Below are 19868 nucleotides of genomic sequence, written 5' to 3'. Positions count from 1 at the left end.
AAATTTTGGATAATCGCTTATTTCAGTGACGTAACTCTTTCCCACTATTAACGATTTTTATTAGCAGGTGAACTAGCGCAGATCGTCAATATAGATGTAGATTTAGTCGATTTAAAAGAAATTGATACTGTATTCGCTGCACAGATTTACTCAACAGGAGAAGTCCTACATTGTGCAAATCAAAACTCACTTTATAAGGAACGAATGAAAGCATTGTCGCTTTATGTATCACTTAATGAACAACGTCCGGAAATTTTGAAGGCAATCATCGAAAACCATTTGGATGATTTTAAACGTTATACACGTGTTGTTCTAAGCATTTAATGTTTTGAACTCCCCCTTAAAGCTTACGATTCGAAACAAAAAGGCTTAAAACTACAGCACGTTTGACGTGCAACAGTTTTAAGCCTTTTTCATCTGATCTTAAGAGAAGTTCACTTTACAAAAAGCAGCTACCATCTCAAGTTCATCATCTTCCATCTCAAAATCAATATACTTGCCTGCGTCTCCGGTTTGGAACTCGTGTTTTACGATTTTCTCTGTACCCTCATCAACGACATATATGACACGAAGAATAACTCCTTCATCATGGAATAGTTCATCATCTTCTTCTACTTCAAGATCCATAATAAATTCGTAGCGATCTCCCACCAAAATTTTGAACGGGTCAGCAATCGTTTCTACAGTAAACTCTTTAATTTTAAACATAGGTTATCTCCTCTTGTTTCAACTTAGCGTAATACTGATTATAGCATTAGAGTGTAACATATGCCATCACTACATCATTTTATTCGAGAATCCGTATTATACGTCGTAAATTTACAGTACAATTAAGTTTATTGTAGTAAAGTAATATACATATTTGATGAAAGATACTGAGGTGTTATATGAAACAATTATTCAAATACATTCGTCCTCACTGGGCCGCAGCCATATTAGCTCCATTATTTATGATACTGGAAGTTAGTATGGACTTGCTTCAGCCATTATTTATGGCGACAATCATTGATGATGGCATTATGGCAGGTTCACAATCACATATTTTACAAACAGGACTATATATGATTGCCGCAGCCATTATAGGATTAGTCGGGGGTGTTGGCTGTACCATCTTTGCTTCTTATGCTTCGATGCGCTTTGGTCAAGACTTGAGGCAGGATGTATTTCATCATGTTCAAAAATTTTCATTTCGTAATATTGATCAATTAGAAGCAGGCTCACTTATTACACGATTAACAAATGATATTGTTCAATTACAAAATGTTGTACAAATGCTATTACGAGTACTTGTCCGCTCGCCGTTGTTGATGGTCGGCAGTATTGTTATGACGATTTTCATTAGTCCGAAACTAGCAATCATTGTCGCTATTTCCGTCCCTATCCTGTTCATCGTCATGTTCTTCATCATTCGCGGGACGTTACCGCTGTTCACAAAGGTACAAATGAGACTTGATCGAATTAATACGGTATTACAAGAGAATTTAGCTGGTATGCGCGTTTCCAAAGCTTTCGTTAGACGTCAATACGAGAAAGATCGCTTCGGAAAAGTAAATGATGATTTCACTACTCATTCTGTTAAAGCACAACGGCTTGTATCTATTAATGCTCCGATATTATCGATGATCTTGAACGTCAGTGTAATCGCCGTATTATTATTAGGCGGTAAAGATGTGATTAATGACTCATTCGAAGTTGGTAGCTTAGTAGCTTTCATTAACTATGTGACACAGGTGCTATTTGCTGTATCATCCGTAGCAATGCATCTCGTTCGTGTAAGTAGTGCGAAGATTAGTGCAGATCGTGTGTTAGAAGTGTTGAATACCGAATCAGATCTTATCGAAAATACGACACAGCATCGTAAAATTATTGGGAAAGTCGAGTATCATAACGTGTCCTTCCGCTATAGATCAGATCAAATTAGTGATACGTTACGACATATTAATTGTAAAGTAGAAGCAGGTCAAAAGATTGCTATTATCGGCGCAACGGGGTCAGGTAAATCGACTTTACTTCAACTAATACCAAGGCTATATGATGTGTCAGAAGGTCAGATTCTAATTGATGGCATTGACGTAAAAAATTATTCATTCGCGAGTCTTCGATCACAAACTGCAATGGTATTGCAAGAAACGATTCTATTCTCTGGGACTATTCGTGAAAATATATGCTATGGACGACCAGAAGCTTCCGAGCAAGAGATAATCGATGCAGCAATGGCGGCTCAAGCTGATGAATTTATCGTAACGATGAAAGATGGTTACGATACGTTGATTGGACAACGTGGCGTCAATCTATCAGGTGGACAGAAGCAACGGATCTCGATTGCGAGAGCTTTATTAATGAAGCCTGCCATCTTGCTACTAGATGACAGTACAAGTGCAATTGACACTCGTACAGAAGGATATATTCAAGCTGCACTACGTCAACTTATGCAAGGTCGAACTACATTTATCGTCGCTCAGAAAATCAGTTCTGTCATTGATGCTGACCAGATCTTTGTACTGGAACATGGAGAAATTATTGCTCAAGGGAAACATGAACAATTAATCATTCACTCTCCTCAATATCGTGAAATCTATCAATCGCAACTTGGACAGGAGGAGGTCAGCTATGAGTAAGTCAACAAGCACACCACCCCCTTCAACTCCAGACTTTAGTATGCGCGGCGGCTCTCAAGGCCATATCGGTATGAAGAAAGTGAAACCGAAAAATACATGGTCTACGTTGAAGCGAATATGGAACTACCTATCTATGAATCGTAGCGGTCTAATCATCGTTGTTATCGCGACAATCGTAACGACGTTACTTTCCCTTGCAGCGCCTTATCTGCTAGGCGTTGCGATTGACGATTACATTATCCCTCGTAATTGGAATGGTCTTGTTCAGTGCGCGATACTTTTACTCATTGTCTATATTAGTGTCTCGCTAACGGCATGGGTCCAACAACATATGATGGTTAAAGTATCACTGTTAACAGTAAGAGATATGCGTCAATCTATCTTCAATGCGATGCAGAAATTGCCTATCTCTTTCTTCGATACGCGCACTCATGGTGAACTTATGAGTCGCACGACGAATGATGTTGAGAATGTATCGGTAACATTGAATTCTACGACTACACAATTACTATCTAGTATTATTTCATTAATTGGGTCGTTAGCAATTATGCTGTACCTTAATGTATGGTTAACGTTGCTCAGTATGGTCACGATTCCAGTCGTTATGTTATTCACTAAGTATGTAGCCGGCTATACTCGCAAACAGTTCTCTGCACAACAGAAAAAGCTTGGTGAATTGAATAGTTATATTGAAGAAACGATTTCCGGTCAAAAAGTTGTCCAAGTGTATGCTAGAGAACAAGTTGTAGAAGAACATTTCAACAAGCTGAACAGTACATTAACGAAAAGCAGTATTTCTGCCCAAATATACTCAGGTTTAATTGGGCCTACGATGAATGTATTAAATCATACTAGCTTCACACTTATCGCAGCTGTTGGTGGCTGGATGGTATTCCGCGAGTATACATCAGTAGGAATTATCGTTGCCTTCGTTAATTATTCTAAGCAATTTCAACGTCCAATTAATGATCTTGCCAATCAATTCAATATGGTGCAATCCGCTGTTGCTGGTGCAGAGCGTGTCTTCGAAGTGATAGATATGGAAGATGAATACGGTGATGCGCAGTTGAACCAGAACAGAAAACCAATTGTTGGTGAAGTCATATTTGACAATGTTCACTTTAGATATAAAGCAGATACTCCGATTCTGAAAAATATATCGCTTCATGCAAAGCCAGGACAGACGATCGCTCTGGTTGGACCGACAGGAGCAGGAAAAACAACGATCATTAACGTACTAACTAGATTTTACGACATCCAACAAGGGCATATATGGATTGACGGTCAAGAGTTACATCAATATGAGAAAAATGACTTACGTAGTCAACTCGGCATCGTGCTCCAGGATGCCTATGTGTACTCAGAGAGTATTCGTGAAAATATTCGCTACGGTCGCTTAGATGCTACCGATGAGGAAGTAGAACAAGCAGCGAAGATTGCTAACGCGCATCGATACATCAAGGAGTTGCCTGCTGGATACGATACGATGCTAACAAGTGGTGGCAGTAATATTAGTCAAGGTCAACGACAACTACTGACCATTGCTAGAGCTGTTCTTGCTAATCCCGCTATTCTTATACTCGACGAGGCTACGAGTAGTATCGATACAAGAACAGAGATGCATATCCAAGCTGCGATGAAGAAGTTGATGGCGGGTCGAACGAGCTTTGTCATTGCCCATCGTCTTAGTACGATTCGTGATGCCGATCAAATATTAGTTATTAAAGATGGTTCGATCATTGAACGTGGTAGTCATGATGAATTACTTGCGGAGCATGGCTTCTACCACGATCTATATAATAGTCAATTTAAGCGGAATAGTTAAGTGCAACATTCTCTTTTCCGATTCGTCTAATAGGAAAATGTCAAGATTTTTGAGGTGTGTGAATTTATGCAAAAAATAATGATCGGTCTGTTACTAATCTGTATTCTCTGCACGGGTTGCTTCAACGAAAATAGCAATCCGAAAACGATTAGTGAGCTCTATAAGGGGAACATTATGAATGTAGATAGAATTGAGATTTTGGATGGAGGAACTGGAGAATTAAAGCGCTATATGGATGTAGATCATATTGTTTCCTTGCTGGAAGCGATTAAGGATGAGACGTTCACCCTTGATTCTGATCAAGGCGAACGTGATGGGTTCAGCTATGCAGTAGAGCTATATGAAGGAGAGAAGCACAAGATGGTTTTCTCCCCTTCTCGATTTAATAATAAGAACTATATTACTGATGAAAGCTTAACGATTTCAATTCAGCAGTTCTTTGAAGAAACGACAGAGTGATCTTAGATAAATTTTTGGTTAGAAAAGCATAGTGGTAAGTTTAAATTTTTAATATCAACTGGAGTGATTTGTGAGGAATCACATCTAATTGGAGATGTGGAAACTAAATACTGTAAAATGCTATAAGGATAATTACATTTTAAGCAAGCATACATATTTCATCATGCCGCTGTTTATACTAACGATACTTATGTGGAGGTGAAAATGTATGGGAGAAAAAACAGTATTCAGTGCAGGTGAGAAGGCGCCCAATACCGCTCATTATATCGAAATCGGAGAAAAGAACCACGTTATGGGAGTTAAAAACCCACAGCAGATATCATTGTCTGCTGGAGACACATTTCCAAACACTTCAAACCACAATCGAAAGTGGTCAAAGAAGGAGAGAAATTAAAACGTTTGTAGCATAGTAGCCTATCGATGAAATAATTATTTTCGCACGAAAAAGCTGCCTTCTCATTTTCTGAAGAGGCAGCATTATTTTAGAGAATTTTTCGATTGGGGCTTACTTACCCCATACTTCTTCAGAAATCTCTTTAATGAATTTCAGCTTATTCCATTGTTGCTCTTCTGATATAATATTACCTTCTTCAGTAGAGGCGAAGCCACATTGTGGACTTAGGCAAAGCTGATCAAGAGGAACGTATTGTGCAGCCTCATGAATACGAGCAATAATCGCTTCTTTCTCTTCTAGCTCACCAATTTTGGAAGATATAAGACCAAGCACGATTTTTTGTCCTTGGACATGCTTCAACGGCTCAAATGTACCTGATCTGTCTGTATCAAATTCAAGATAAAATGCATCGTAATCGGTAATACTGAATAATGTATTTGCTACTGGATCGTAACTACCTGCACCAGCCCAAGTAGATTTATAATTACCACGGCACACATGAGAAGTAATGACAAGATCATCTGGCAAATTAGCTACTGCTTGCTTGTTCAGGTCAGCATACACTTTACCAATATCTCCAACAAATATACCTTCTGCTTCTCTAGCAGTGATGAACGATTCATCACAAAGCATTCCCCAAGTGCAATCATCTATTTGCAAGCTACGGCATCCCGCTTCATAGAGCGCTTTAATAAATCCTTGATAAGCGTTAGCAATATCATGCAATAGCTCATCGAAATTAGGATAGAACTGTTGCAATGCTGCTTGATTTTCAAAGCGTTGCAGCTCAAGCAATAACTGCGCTGGAGCAGGGATCGTTTGTCGTGCAATCGCATTATCACCTGCAACCTCTTGCAAAAATTTGAAATCATTAATGAATGGATGCGAGCTGAATCCGATTTTACCAGATACGCGCGCCGTTTCTGGACGAGATTCTACGCCATGAAATACATAACCTTGAGGAACAGCCGCTTTCTCAACGCCGTCTAATCCCCACATAAAGTCAAGATGCCACCATGAACGTCTGAATTCCCCATCGGTTACTGCTTGTAGGCCAACTTCTTTTTGCTTCGCTACTAAATTAATAATCTCTTGATCCTCTATAGCTTTCAGTTGCTCATCTGTAATTGCTCCGTCAAGAAATTGCTGACGAGCTTGTTTTAATATTTCTGGTCGTAGGAAGCTACCTACAACATCATTTTTGAATGGTGATTGCTGAGTTGTGCACATAAATAATCTCTCCTCTGAAGGCGGCTCATATTCTAGTCGTATTTGCTAGAAGCCGCTGTTCTATTAGTCGTTGAATTAAGATTACCATAGCCAAGCTCCCTATAAGTAAAGCCAATAACCTATGTCTAGATATAGTTTTAAGCTATATCAACTAAAAAATTAAGCATTTATTCGATATGCTGGTGCAATGCTTCAATATAAAATTCCGCTAAATGTGATAAACTCACATTTTTATGTGCAATCCAACCAATTTCAATATTATCATCAATATCAAGCGGTACAGGTATAATCTCATTTCCGTTGAGGTCTTTACTTAATACACCCGATGAAATCGTGTACCCATTTAGACCGATAAGCAAATTGAATAAAGTTGCTCTGTCAGTTACTTTAATACTTTTGGGACGGGAAACGGTGCTTAATATTTCCTCGGAAAAATAGAACGAATTATATTCTCCTTGTTCAAAGCTTAGATACGGATATTCCTCAAGATCTTCCATTGTTACCGACGCTTGCTTAGCCAAAGGATTATTGACGCTAATAAATACATGCGGCTTCGCAATAAATAAGCGGTGAAAAAGTAATCTACCTTCACGAAGTAATTTCGAAATAACTTTTCTGTTGAAATCATTAAGAAATAATATGCCAATCTCGCTGCGCATCGACTTCACATCATCGATAATATCATACGTTCTTGTCTCGCGTAGTGCTAGTTCATATTGCAATTGTCCATGCTCTTGCACTAGCTGTACAAAAGCATTGACCGCAAAAGCGTAATGCTGAGTAGATACAGAGAAATGTTGCGGTGATGGAGCAGCATTCAAGTAACGATTTTCTAATAGCTCGGCTTGCTCAACAACTTGACGAGCATAGCTCAAAAATTCAATACCCTCTTGTGTTAACGATATTCCTTTATTGGTACGCTCAAAAATCGTAATACTTAGTTCATTTTCAAGCTCTTTGATCGCATTGGAGAGACTTGGTTGTGAAATGAAGAGAAATCTAGCTGCTTCATTCATCGAGCCTCGTTTATTAATTTCTAGCACGTACTTCAATTGCTGAAGAGTCATTATTTCCTCCTACGAACATGATATAACTTCATCATAACGAAACACAATCATATTGACTAGTACTTGCATCATAGAAAACGTATCATCATTATAGGTAGTTAGATTATTTCATTTCATTGCAAAGTCAAAAAACCAGCATATGCAATGAGCACATGCTGGTTTATGACTACTAAGCCAATTATACTTTATTCAATTAGCGAATAGTTTTTAGCGCCGTAGACCAAGAAATAACTTGATCAAGCATTTGATTCACCGAATCCGCTTGAACTTCTTTTGGTTTGAATACTGTGCCATTTTCGAAATCAGTGAATAGTGATAATGCCGGATGTACACGAACATCAGCAACTAATAGTTCACCAAGAATACCGCGTAAATGCTCAGCTGCACGCGCTCCACCCACAGAACCATAGGATACAATACCAGCAGCTTTGTTATTCCACTCTTCGCGAAGATAATCTAATGCATTTTTCAAAGCGCCAGTAATCGAGTGATTGTATTCTTGTACAATAAATACGAAGCCATCGCAATCTTTAATGCGAGCGGACCATTCGCCTGCTCCTGATGCGTCGCCGCCTGCTTCACCAAGTAGCGGTAATTTGAAATCAGCGATATCGATAATTTCGTATTGGGCATCATTACGTTTGTCTGCAATGCTTTTTACCCATTCACCAACCTGTGGACTTACACGACCTTCACGAGTACTACCTAGAACGATACCAATTTTCAACATTTGAATACCTCCATTATTTTCTTCTTTTTTGTTTGTGCCAAATAGATTACTTAAAAACCCCATGATTTTTCTTTACTCCTTAGTAAATTCAATTGTGCTTCTTACCGTATTTATAGGTCTAACTTGCTTCTCAATTTGCTCACGCTTAGGTTCAAGGAATGGTGGTAGTGATAATTTTTCACCAACTGTCTCATATTCCTCATCTCCCATAAAGCCAGGCCCATCGGTTGCAAGCTCAAACAAAATTTGTGGTGCAACTCTTGTATATAAAGATTCGAAGAAATGTCGATTAACATAACCCGAAGTATTAAACCCAAAGCTCTCAAAACGTGCTGTCCACTCATCCAATACCGCACGATCTTCAACTCTGAAAGCTGCATGATGTACCGTACCATAACCTTGACGAGCTGGTGGTAAGCTATCATTATGCTCAACTATGATCTGCGCACCATTACCACCTTGACCGCCTTCAAATAGATAATAGCTGCCCTCTTGAGCTATTTCACGGAACAGCATTACTTTTTCCAACATTTCCTTAAAGTATTCGAAGTTAGCGATTCGGATAAAGATTGGACCGAGTCCAGTAATTGCATGCTCTAGTGGGATCGGACCTTTTTGCCATGGTGTACCCGAAGCAACTCCACTATTATGCTCATCTGAAATAAGCTGATATTGCTGATCATCAAAATCGACGAAAGATAATGTCTTCTTGCCAAATTGTTCTTGAATTCCACTATGTTCAACCTTAAGTCGGTCAAAACGTTTCACCCAATATTGCAATGCAGCATCTGTTGGTACTCGGAAGGACGTTTTGGAAATTTCATTCGTCCCATGTACGCCTTTAGCAATATTCGGGAAGTCAAAGAATGTCATATCCGTTCCAGCAGAACCTTTATCATCTGCAAAAAATAAATGATACGTTTGAATATCGTCTTGGTTAACTGTCTTTTTAACAAGTCTCATACCAAGTACGTAAGTGAAAAATTCATAATTTTTCTCCGCGCTACTCGTAATTGCAGTAACATGATGTATACCTTTTAATTCATTTACCATTAGTATCTCCCTCTCTTACACTTTTTATATATTGATTTTAGAATGCTCAATATGAATGTAAATGATGATATATCTTTAATTAAAGATATAAGCTAAAAATAAATATTAACTTGATATTAAAATCGGACATATTCCATCCTCTCACTAATGTCATTAACTACACAATAGCTTGAAGTTATAATTAGTTTTCCATATCTCAATTTCGAACATCTTTAATTTAAGATAATAATATCACGAGTGATTTCTAATGTCAAATACTTTTCTAAATTTCTTGTATGATCGCTAATTTACATCCGCTCTCCATCGAATGAAGAAATCAAAATCAATCTTGTAAATCCTTCAATAGGATAAGTGCTTCTTCCCTTGAGCTTGCTGGTGCAACAATCCACAAATCTTTCGTAGATTTTGAATCACCATATATTGGTTCAAACAAATTGATACTTATATTTTCAAAATTATCAGTCATTCTAAATACTCCATTCAATGTTGGTTGGAATGTCCTCTCACTAAATAAAGAATAAGATAAATAACCAATTGACCTTCTATCATCCTTATCTATAAATGCTATATAGCTTGAATTCGTATTTTTTGTAGATTCATAATTATTAATAATAAACGATCCTTCAAATTTAGGGTATGAAAACCATTGCTTATAGTACTTCCCTTTAATCGTAATCGTCGTATTTTCTACTATCGTATCGTCGTCCATTCGATTCACTCCTTTATATAGTAATTCCGTATTTTCAGGTATGTATAATATTCTACTATTATTAGTGTATATAATAATCGAAATATTTCCCACAATATGCGACACGAATTCAAAAAATACATTGAATTAGAACAAACGTTCGTATATAATGATATACGAGGTGATAATCATAAACGAATGCTTGGAACTAAAAGCTGCACCGCAGTCTAATATAACTACAGCTATAGATTACAATCCGCACTACGAGCAAATACTTCAGCACATTACAGCTATAAAATTAGAGCATGCTGTCATCGAGCTTCAATTGTTTGATGAATATGAAGACTTACGGCTAATTGGAATGATTGAGGATATCGATACCTCTCGGGGGAGCATTAAAATGGATGGTGAATGGTTTGCGCTCAATAAAGTGAAAATGATCTTGAACCCATATTATTTGGAGGACTATAGCGTGAAAAAAAGGCTATAGCTGAGTTACCAGCTATAGCCTACCTATTATAAACTCTCTAATAATTTCAATATATTTCTTGGCATCATATTCGCTTGTGCCAACATAGCTACACTTACCTGAGCCAACATTAGTGATCTTACAAGATTCATCATTTCCTGGGCCATGTCAGCATCTCTAATTCTCGATTCAGCAGCACTTAAATTTATAGACATATTTACTACACTATTATATCTATGCTCCAACCGATTCTGATAAGCACCGAGCTTCGCACGCCCAGTTGACACATCATCAACAGCTACTTCCAAGGAAGCTAACGCCCCGCTTGCACCTGCGGCTGTAGAAATATCGAGTCCAGCTATTCCGATCATTGCATCTCTAATATTCGGCATATCAAAAATGATATGATCATCAGCACCCGAACCTGCCTGTATCCTTAGCCCCTGGCCAGGTAATGACAAATCACCGTTAAGTAGCTTAATTCCATTAAAATTACTTTTTTCAGCTATAGCATTAATTTCTTCCTTTAATTGCGAAAATTCCAATTGAAGTTTTGCTCGATCCGAATCCGAATAAGTACCATTAGCAGACTGATTCGCTAGTACATTCATTCTTTGCAGCATCGCATGAATTTCCTGCGTCGCACCTTCAGCAGTTTGAATTAAAGAAATACCATCTTGTATATTTCTAGAAGCTTGATTAAGTCCATTAATTTGATATCTCATGTTTTCAGAAATAGCAAGGCCTGCTGCATCATCAGCCGCTCTGTTAATACGATATCCAGTAGAAAGTCTCTCCATTGCTTTAGAAATTTGATTATTATGAGCGTAAAGATTGTTGAGAACATTCATTGCCATAATATTCGTTCTAATATACATGAATATAACCCTCCCTCTAGATATTTGTATTCTACTATTTCCATTATAATGAAATTAACCTAATTACACAATAAGTCAACTAACATATAATAATAAGCTATTCAAGTAAATATTTAATACAAATTCAAATAAAAAACTACTCCACTAAACCATACTTTATTTTAATTCGTTCTAGCTTCTCGATCATCGGCTTGGATAATACCATTAAAAATATAACTGTAGCTATGGCATGGATCATATCAAACCAAAATCCAGAAATATAGGTAGCTAATAATGCCGGCCATGAGAATTGTGCAGTAAACATAAGCAGTGATCCTATATTAATAATACCACCGTAAATAATAAATGTTGCTAATCCGCCAAATATACAGAGTGAAAGCCTTGATCTTTTCAGCCAACCCTTTTGAAATAGATGACCTGCAATAAATCCAATAATGCCAAAGCAAAACATTTGCCATGGTGTCCAAGGTCCTTGCCCAAAGAAGATATTCGAGACAAATCCCGCAGTAACACCAACGAGAAATCCCGCTTCAGCACCAAGACACACAGCAGCTATAATAACGATTGCTACCACTGGCTTAATTTGAGGTAGCATAAAGAAGGCTGCCCTTCCCGCAACAGCAATAGCTACGAGCACAGCAATGACGATAAGTTCTCTTGCCTCCGGCTTACGTTTCTCGAATACCATTAGAAATGGTAGCATCGAATACAATATAATAAGTAAACTAATAAAATAGTATTTTCGATCGTCTAATATAAAAATACCGATCGCAATCGTTACAGGTATTACAATTAAGATGAGAATTGCAGATAGCCATGTCCTTCTACTTAAGCGCTGCTTAGTTAACTGATGCTGCGACATCGTGTAATCACATCCTCAATGGTGACTGCTTCTTGCCAAATATGACGACACATTCGGTTGGCCACAGTTGTATAAAAACTATTTCCAGCAAAAAACTGTTTAGTTTGATTCGTAGTAATCATATTTCCATCGAAAAACATGGCACATGTCTCGCCATAGCGTGCACAAAACTCAATATCATGAGAAACCATCACAATTGTAATGCCTCGCTTATTCAAAGCTATTAAAAATTGCGCTAGCTTCTCTTTAAAGTAACCATCAAGTCCTTTCGTAGGCTCATCCAGTAACAGAATCGTTGGTTCTAATAGAAGTACTTTAGCTAAGGCTGCACGTTGCTGTTCTCCCCCACTCAAATCATAAGGATGTCTATTCAGTAGTGGCTCCAGCTCCGCAAACTGAACAATCTCCCGAATCTTCAATTGCTTTTGCTCAAGACTAAGTGAAGTACCCTTCAACATTTCATAGAGATCTAACTCTACTGTTTTCTTGACAAACAAGGTCTGCGAATTTTGGGGTAATATTCCTAAATGATTAGTAAATAACTCCGTACTGCTCCAGCTTTTCAACTTCTGACCACTAAGCCATATTTCCCCTCGATATGGCGTATGAATACGACTGATGAGTGATAATGTTGACGTTTTACCTGCACCATTGCCACCTACGATACAGTAAAACTCTCCCTTGCTCACTGAAAAAGATAAATCTTTGATAACGTCCGGTCCAGCCTTATCGTACTTAAACCACACCTCTCTAAACTCGATAACCTGATCTTCTTTTCGCTTAATATGTACAGCCTGCGGAACTGTAGTAACAGAATCTTTGCCCACAAGAAATGTATCAAGCCATTGTCGTCCTTCCTTTACCGTAATAGGCGCTTCTCCATCATTCATAACAGCAGCTTGAATTTGCATCGGAGAAGGCATCGAAGTAAATAAAGGATGTGTCATATGAGCCAGTTCTTGGCCCACTTTACGCGGCGTATCATCTAGTAAAATTCTTCCCTCATCCATGACAATAAGTCGCTCTGCCAGTGGAAGAACCTCCTCCAAACGATGCTCAGTCATTAGAATCGTCGTTCCTAGCTCCTGATTGATTTTTTTCAATGTCGTCAAAAATTCTGTAGCTGCAATAGGATCAAGTTGAGATGTTGGTTCATCCAGAATTAGTATAGAAGGGTGCATCGCCATAATAGAAGCTAAGTTTAATAACTGCTTTTGACCGCCAGAAAGCTCTGATACATCTTTATGAAACCAATGTTGAATACCGAAAAAACTAGCCATCTCCGCAACACGAAGTCGTATCGTTGCTTGATCGAAGCCTAAACTTTCAAGTCCAAAAGCAAGCTCATGCCACACTTTATCCGTAACAATTCCATTATCTACGTTTTGCTGAACAAACCCAATTTCAGATGCTTCTGTACGAAATCCCACTTCTCTTAGCTCTGTTCCACAATAATAAATTTCACCTTTGCGACTGCCATGCGGCGAAAGTACTGTTTTCAATTGTCTTAGAAATGTGCTTTTCCCACTACCTGACCGTCCGCACATCACGATAAACTCTCCACTTTGGATCGTTAAATTAATATTGGAAAGCGTTTCTTGCACACTTTCTGGAAATGAAAAACTTAATTGTTCGATTCGATATAATTCCATTTCCATTCCTCCGCAATATTCAATATGACTGGTACCATACACAAAATAAAATAAGTGCCATAAGTAACTATGCTCATAGCAGTAATATCTACGTATTTAATAGAAGGAAAATAACGAATACTATTCTCACCTAACGATGCTCCAATTAGAATAATGATAATGAATAGCACAAGAAGTCCAAATGCTTTTCTATCTCTACCATCGAATCGGTAAATTGAAAAGCTTGTTCTGCCTGGCAATCCATAGCCTCTGGATTTCATGGAATCTGCCGTTTCAATAGCATTTTCCAATGCCCAAGTGGTCATGATCGAAAGAATAGTTAATCCATTACGTCCTCTCTGAATTAAATTCCCCTGTGTAATATCTCTACCTATACATTTTTGCGCATTTGAAATGATAATAAGTTGCTCTCTATAGCGTGGTACAAATCGCAATGCCATCGACAATATAAGTGACCATGCAGGTATCATTTTTCCAAACAAATATATGAATTTATCAGAACTCATGACTGCGTTATAGCAAGAAAACCATATCATTACTGTAATAAACATACATGCCATTGCCACTCCATACAGAATCGATTCCATTGTAATCGGATTTCCATTGTTGAGATAAAATAAAATTGTAACTCCCTCATGATTAAAGACTGGATTGAGCACTGCCATGAATAGCATTAACGGTAGCATATAGATAAAGTTGAAGATGACTGCTTTTCTCCCCTTCAACAAGATCGAATAGGTCACGGCACTTATCAATGCAATAATTTGAAAAATTGGGTGCATAAAGATCATACTAAAGCATAAAACTGCAGCAAAATAAGTGAAATTAACAATTGGATGATAGGTTGAGAATGTATCTCTACTCATTGCTTATCTCCCGCTACTGCAACATAACCACCAACATCTCGGCCCAGATCACAAGTGTATACCCACTCCACGATGTCTCCATCTTGTAATGCATATCTACTTGCTCCGTAATTTGGAAACCATCCATTAACTTTATACATCCATCCACTTAATTCTCCACAATCGAATTCGTATAGATTATTAATTCCTTCAATGTAGTTACTGTTGTAGATGGGTGTCATCTCGAATTCCATATGAATCTTATTTGCTTTCATCTCTCGCAGTAAAACATCGAACACCGATTCACCTTCATAGAAAACAACTTTTCGGGCTGCATATATGTTGCCATCCTTCGGAAGTACTTCAAGCTTATCCTCATTGAAAATATTAAGGTTATTAAGTATCGTTGCAGCTGACACAGATAATGTAACGGTTAGCTCTTTCTCCGTGTCAATGTCAACATCTTGCCATTCGACAGGCTTTGGTTTTCCAGCTGGAATAGGATCCGTTTCATACTTTTCTTTTTCCTTTTCCTGAGGTGCTACAGTAGCTTTTGGCGTAGCAACTGGTACTGTAGTTGGCTTAACCTTCGGAGTAGTAGTGGGTTTCACAGTTACTTCATCAGACTTCGCCTGTTGCTCAGTTTCTACTCCTTGCTTAGTTCCACTATCAACCGCATCTGTTAATTTTGGCTCTATGGAGCCAGTGTTCGCAATATTTTCACTCGCTATATCCTCTATCGCAATGGAGTCATCCAAATTTACAGTGTCATCGACTATTTCATCTTCTTCAATCATTTCAGAATCTTCACCTGTGATTGTCGATTCGAATTCTTCATTATTGGTAGCCAAGTTAGCAATATCTGTAGGAGGATCAATCGTAGTTATCGGTTTTTTCTGAAAATCTCCTCCCCAGAAAAATGCGGCAGCAAGAATACTAACGATTACAATCGCTGTTACCCATTTCTTTCTATTCATCTTAAAACCTCCACATGAAACAATGAAGCAAAGGCGCTTCATTGCGCCTCTGCTTATTGTGTAAATGTATTATTTTACATCGGTCATATCATAAAGTCTGTTCTTATCGGTAAGGTATCTTTCATAGGAAGATAGTGCATAGAAAGCTTGATCTGTCGCCATTAGATCAACCTCACCTGGCTTCGCACCGCCATTATCTGCTCCACCAGATTTCACATGATAGAATCCGCCATTAGATGCAGCGTAGCCCAATAGTGCGTCTACGACAGAATGACCATTTTTAACAAATCTTGGATCTTGATCAGGATTAATTCCAACACTAGTCAATGCTACGATCACTTGTGCAATACTTTCAGAGTTCAGTGCATTCCAACTTGTATAACCACCATCGGATTGTTGTGCTTGAGATAACCATGCAAGTCCACGGTCAACTGCAGCTTTCACTTTCACATCACTCTTGTAATATGGTGTCAAACCTTGAATAGCCATCGCAGTAATATCCGGGTCTGCACCCGTAGGTTTACTTCCAAGTGCCCAGCCTCCACCAGATACTTCCCTATCCAAAATAAATTGAATTAACAACTCTCTAGTTGTTTGCGTTTTGAGCTCTTCAACTACTGGAATTTCATAGTTGTTACTGTCCAAAGCAATAAGTGCAAAGATTGGACCATTAATCCCTTGCTTAATTACTGTTTCATAATCAGCAAGTGGCTTTCTCAAATCATAGCCAGCTACATCCTTAATATCTTTTCCAATCGCAGTAAGTGCTAGAATCACTCTGTCATATTCCGTGTATTTTACATTATGAAGTTTCCCAGCATTGTCTGTAAGTGTCTGTACCACATTTTCATAATAGTTAGCATAATAGGATGGATCAATTTGCTGACTAGAACGTGCTAAACCAAGCACAGTCCAATCGCCGCCAATGCTAGCAATAACAGGGTCGGTTACAGATGCCTGTAAGAACGAAGCTGTTTTTCTAAGCTGATTATTAATATTAGTAACTTCTAGCGATGCTTGATAAGCAGTAGTATCCTGCTTATATAAATAAGATCGGACAGCTACAACAGCTGCCATTTCTCTTGTCACTGCTGCTTGTGGATTAAAGCCTGTTGCGTCACCAACCATTAAACCTAAGGCAACTACCGCTTCAACATCTAGCTTAGCCCAAGCTGATACTTTATCAATATCTTTAATGGAACTTGTAGAGTCACCCTTAGTCAGTTCCAAAGCTCTAGCTATAATGACTGCCATTTCTTCACGAGTAATTGTTGCCTGCGGATTGAATTTATTGTTGTAGCCATTAATTAAACCATTTTTGTAAGCTACATTAATATAAGGATAGAACCAATCTCTACTTGCTACATCGGTAAATGTTATCGCTTGATCTACTTCAGTTTCGAGATTTAATAGTGATACTAATATTTTGGTGAATTCAGCTCTAGTTATCGATGATTGAGGATTAAACTTATCGTTACTACCTTGAATAAAACCTTGATTAGTTGCTTGCTGGATAGCATCAACTGCCCAAGCTGAAATTGACTTGTAATCACTGTAGAGTGCTTTAATTGAAGGCTTATTCGTTTGCTCCTGGTCAGTCTCAGAATTAGCAACATTACCATTATTCGTATTTGAATTGTTACCATTTGTTTGATTATTACCATCTCCAGAGGCTCCGCCTTCAGTAGAATTATCGTCTCCATCTTCGACAGAATCATCATCTCTATCACAAGTGGCATTATCGTCGTCCCACTCACATGGATCGACACCTAGATCATCACCCAAATTAGTCGTATATCGCCATTGTAGGGATTCTCCACCTTGAAGATTATATAGACTAGCGCCATAATTCGGATAGATCCCGTTGACATTGTACATCCAACCGCTGCCTGCGCCATGGTCAAATTCACCATCATCAGCAATAGATTGAATGTAGACGCTGTTGTATTTTTCTGTCCATTGATAGTTATAAGCAATAGACTTACTATCTAACACTCGTTTCAACACCGACCAAGCTGTATCACCAGTTTGCAGCTCGACAGTAATTGGACTAACAACATAACCTTTATCGATCGTTAATTTATCAACGGATAAAGTTACTGTAGCTGTAGTAACTCCACCGTTTCCTGGATTGCTGGAATTCCCTCCATCTCCTCCACCACCAGATTGATCAATGGTAGCAGTAGAGTAGGCAACGAACTGTGTAAAGTGATTCGTTTCGATAATTAAATCATTACCTTGATCATAAGCAAATTCTGATAAGCCACTTACTATCCCTTGAGCTTTTGTTGCAAATTTCGTAATAGGGTAAATAGAATTCTCTTGAATATAGGCAGCCTCTTGACCAGCCGCTCCAGCAAATGTCATTGTGACAACGTTGCTAAATTCTACTTTAGAAGAACTGCCCATCGTAACAAAATACGCGATATCTTCGAGTTTTTTATTTACTGCCATAATCGTACTAATCTGTTGACTTAGCGCATCAGCATCGAATGTAGCAGTCGTAAGAAGTTCAATTGAACCTGTATTATGACTTTTGACTTTTGTATCTTTAGGAATTGTAATAGATACATTCCCTTTTGTAGCCGTAATAGCTGGCAATGCTTCTTCAGGTGTAACATTGATACGAACAGGGTCAACTTTCTGACTATCTATTAGAATAGTAATCTCTTTATTGTTATCATCCGCTGTAATAGCAATTTCATAAGGCTTACCATCATCTGCGATCTTAATTTCAGGCGTATTACCTTCTGGAACTTTAATAGAACCATCATCTTCATCAGGTGTATCAGGTGTATCAGGAGCTTCCTCTTTTTCCAATACAACATCCGTCATATCATATAGCGCAGTCTTTCCTTCTAGGAAACGCTCGTAGGCAACTAAAGCATATGTTCCTTGATCTGTTGCCATCCCATTAACACCAGTAGTAAGTGTGTGCTTAAATCCTCCGCTAGGAATCGTGTATTCCACAAGTGCATCGACTGCTGATAATCCATTTTTAATGAAACGATCATCAGAATGTGGATTAATGCCAATTGCCGTTAACGCAACAATTACTTGTGCGGTGCTCTCTGCATTTTCTGCTCCCCAAGTCATATATCCACCAGTCACTAATTGAGCCGAAGAAAGCCAAATTACTGCACGATCTATTACTTCTCGAACTTCAGCATTGGTTTCATAGTATGGAGCTAGTGCTTGAATCGCCATCCCTGTAATATCAGGATCAGCTACTGCGCCACCTAATGCCCATCCACCAGCGGAAACTGAATCCTTATTAATCTCTTTACCCAAAATATATTCAATTAACATATCCTCAGTTGATTGGACAGCGACAGAGTCATTGATTGGGAAAGGATACTGATATGTATTCAATCCAATAAGTGCGAAGATTGGACCATTAATCCCTTGCTTAACAACATAACTATAGTCTGCAAGAGCATATGAAATATCATATCCGGCAACATCATATATATCTTTTCCTATAGATGTAAGACCAAGTATTAATCTGGTATGTTCTGTTCCTTTGACTTTATGTAGTAGTCCTTTGTTGGCAACCATTAGCTGTGCTACATTTTTCTCGATATTTTCATAATAAAGATCATAGTAACCTTCTGGCACATCATAATTGGCTCTAGCAAGTGAAAGGATTGACCATTCACCACCACCAGTACCGAACGTCGGATTAGTTACTGTGCGAAGAATATATGCTAGATTAAGTTCTAGTTGATTAGCAAGAAATATAGCATCTTCAAGTTCAGATTGAGCTAGATCTACACTCACTTGATCACTTTCCAAATCGTTAAGAACTATATTAGCCTGATCATATGCTTCAAGTACATAAGATTTCGATAAGAGCTTCGCTTGTATCGCACTATTATCGATTGCATCAATAGCCGCAGATAGACCCTCTGTATTAATTAATATAGCATCATTACTTACCTCAACTTGTCCGACCTCAATACTTTCACCAACACTTGCCAATGCTACAGATCCATTGGTCATAGATGTCGATAAAATCAAACTGACAATCAATAACCACGCTAACCATTTGTTTCTTCTCACTTCCAAAAACTCCTCTCAAGCTTCTCTAGTTGCATCCTAATCACAACAAAAAACCTCTT

17 protein-coding genes are annotated in these 19868 nt (G+C 38.2%); 5 read left to right on the top strand and 12 right to left on the bottom strand.

Annotated features, from left to right (window positions below):
* Window positions 1-423: 423 nt before the first annotated feature.
* Window positions 424-708 carry a DUF6509 family protein gene (locus tag AC1TO5_RS14100; protein WP_482063459.1) on the bottom strand — a complete coding sequence of 95 codons (285 nt, stop codon included), beginning with the start codon at window positions 706-708 and terminating at the stop codon, window positions 424-426.
* Between the two features lie 179 nt (window positions 709-887).
* On the opposite strand from AC1TO5_RS14100, the gene AC1TO5_RS14095 reads away from it, so the two are divergent.
* The 4 genes from AC1TO5_RS14095 (at window position 888) to AC1TO5_RS14080 (ending at window position 5296) form a co-directional block, all read left to right on the top strand.
* Window positions 888-2618: an ABC transporter ATP-binding protein gene (locus AC1TO5_RS14095; protein ID WP_482063458.1), complete on the top strand. Its 1731-nt coding sequence runs from the start codon at window positions 888-890 to the stop codon at window positions 2616-2618.
* The gene (locus tag AC1TO5_RS14090) at window positions 2611-4443 is read left to right on the top strand and encodes an ABC transporter ATP-binding protein (protein ID WP_482063457.1); all 1833 of its coding nucleotides are present in this window, start codon (window positions 2611-2613) and stop codon (window positions 4441-4443) included. The genes AC1TO5_RS14095 and AC1TO5_RS14090 overlap by 8 nt, the downstream gene beginning before the upstream one ends.
* A 66-nt stretch (window positions 4444-4509) precedes the next feature.
* Window positions 4510-4902, top strand: a complete 393-nt coding sequence (locus AC1TO5_RS14085) for a hypothetical protein (RefSeq protein ID WP_482063456.1) — start codon at window positions 4510-4512, stop codon at window positions 4900-4902.
* 208 nt (window positions 4903-5110) lie between these two features.
* A complete protein-coding gene (locus AC1TO5_RS14080) occupies window positions 5111-5296 on the top strand; it encodes a YjzC family protein (RefSeq protein ID WP_482063455.1) in 186 nt (61 codons plus the stop codon).
* A 111-nt stretch (window positions 5297-5407) separates the two neighbouring features.
* Here AC1TO5_RS14080 and AC1TO5_RS14075 read toward each other — a convergent pair whose 3' ends face one another.
* From AC1TO5_RS14075 to AC1TO5_RS14055, 5 genes are all read right to left on the bottom strand, one after another.
* A complete protein-coding gene (locus tag AC1TO5_RS14075; RefSeq protein ID WP_482063454.1) occupies window positions 5408-6526 on the bottom strand; it encodes a 5-methyltetrahydropteroyltriglutamate--homocysteine S-methyltransferase in 1119 nt (372 codons plus the stop codon).
* Between the two features lie 167 nt (window positions 6527-6693).
* Window positions 6694-7593 (bottom strand): LysR family transcriptional regulator, encoded by a 900-nt coding sequence (locus tag AC1TO5_RS14070; protein ID WP_482063453.1) that lies wholly within the window; start codon window positions 7591-7593, stop codon window positions 6694-6696.
* A 193-nt stretch (window positions 7594-7786) separates the two neighbouring features.
* Window positions 7787-8386 carry an NADPH-dependent FMN reductase gene (locus AC1TO5_RS14065; protein ID WP_482063452.1) on the bottom strand — a complete coding sequence of 200 codons (600 nt, stop codon included), beginning with the start codon at window positions 8384-8386 and terminating at the stop codon, window positions 7787-7789.
* 9 nt (window positions 8387-8395) lie between these two features.
* Window positions 8396-9376 (bottom strand): ring-cleaving dioxygenase, encoded by a 981-nt coding sequence (locus AC1TO5_RS14060; protein WP_482063451.1) that lies wholly within the window; start codon window positions 9374-9376, stop codon window positions 8396-8398.
* Window positions 9377-9698: 322 nt separating this feature from the next.
* Window positions 9699-10085 (bottom strand): hypothetical protein, encoded by a 387-nt coding sequence (locus AC1TO5_RS14055; RefSeq protein WP_482063450.1) that lies wholly within the window; start codon window positions 10083-10085, stop codon window positions 9699-9701.
* A 160-nt stretch (window positions 10086-10245) separates the two neighbouring features.
* On the opposite strand from AC1TO5_RS14055, the gene AC1TO5_RS14050 reads away from it, so the two are divergent.
* Complete coding sequence (locus AC1TO5_RS14050; protein ID WP_482063449.1) at window positions 10246-10554, top strand: hypothetical protein; 309 nt, start codon at window positions 10246-10248, stop codon at window positions 10552-10554.
* A 26-nt stretch (window positions 10555-10580) separates the two neighbouring features.
* On the opposite strand, the gene AC1TO5_RS14045 is transcribed toward AC1TO5_RS14050, so the two are convergent.
* From AC1TO5_RS14045 to AC1TO5_RS14020, 6 genes are all read right to left on the bottom strand, one after another.
* Window positions 10581-11411, bottom strand: a complete 831-nt coding sequence (locus tag AC1TO5_RS14045; RefSeq protein ID WP_482063448.1) for a flagellin N-terminal helical domain-containing protein — start codon at window positions 11409-11411, stop codon at window positions 10581-10583.
* A 136-nt stretch (window positions 11412-11547) separates the two neighbouring features.
* Window positions 11548-12273, bottom strand: a complete 726-nt coding sequence (locus tag AC1TO5_RS14040) for an ECF transporter S component (protein WP_482063447.1) — start codon at window positions 12271-12273, stop codon at window positions 11548-11550.
* The gene (locus tag AC1TO5_RS14035; protein ID WP_482063446.1) at window positions 12255-13925 is read right to left on the bottom strand and encodes an ABC transporter ATP-binding protein; all 1671 of its coding nucleotides are present in this window, start codon (window positions 13923-13925) and stop codon (window positions 12255-12257) included. The genes AC1TO5_RS14040 and AC1TO5_RS14035 overlap by 19 nt, the downstream gene beginning before the upstream one ends.
* Window positions 13898-14791, bottom strand: a complete 894-nt coding sequence (locus AC1TO5_RS14030) for an energy-coupling factor transporter transmembrane component T (protein ID WP_482063445.1) — start codon at window positions 14789-14791, stop codon at window positions 13898-13900. Before AC1TO5_RS14030 ends, AC1TO5_RS14035 begins: the two co-directional genes overlap by 28 nt.
* A complete protein-coding gene (locus tag AC1TO5_RS14025; protein WP_482063444.1) occupies window positions 14788-15747 on the bottom strand; it encodes a DUF4430 domain-containing protein in 960 nt (319 codons plus the stop codon). The genes AC1TO5_RS14030 and AC1TO5_RS14025 overlap by 4 nt, the downstream gene beginning before the upstream one ends.
* A gap of 69 nt (window positions 15748-15816) precedes the next feature.
* Window positions 15817-19809: an S-layer homology domain-containing protein gene (locus tag AC1TO5_RS14020; RefSeq protein WP_482063443.1), complete on the bottom strand. Its 3993-nt coding sequence runs from the start codon at window positions 19807-19809 to the stop codon at window positions 15817-15819.
* Between the last annotated feature and the right edge of the window lie 59 nt (window positions 19810-19868).

The sequence above is a fragment of the Paenibacillus sp. Y930 genome (assembly GCF_056786375.1).
This window is presented reverse-complemented; position numbering and strand designations above follow the sequence as displayed.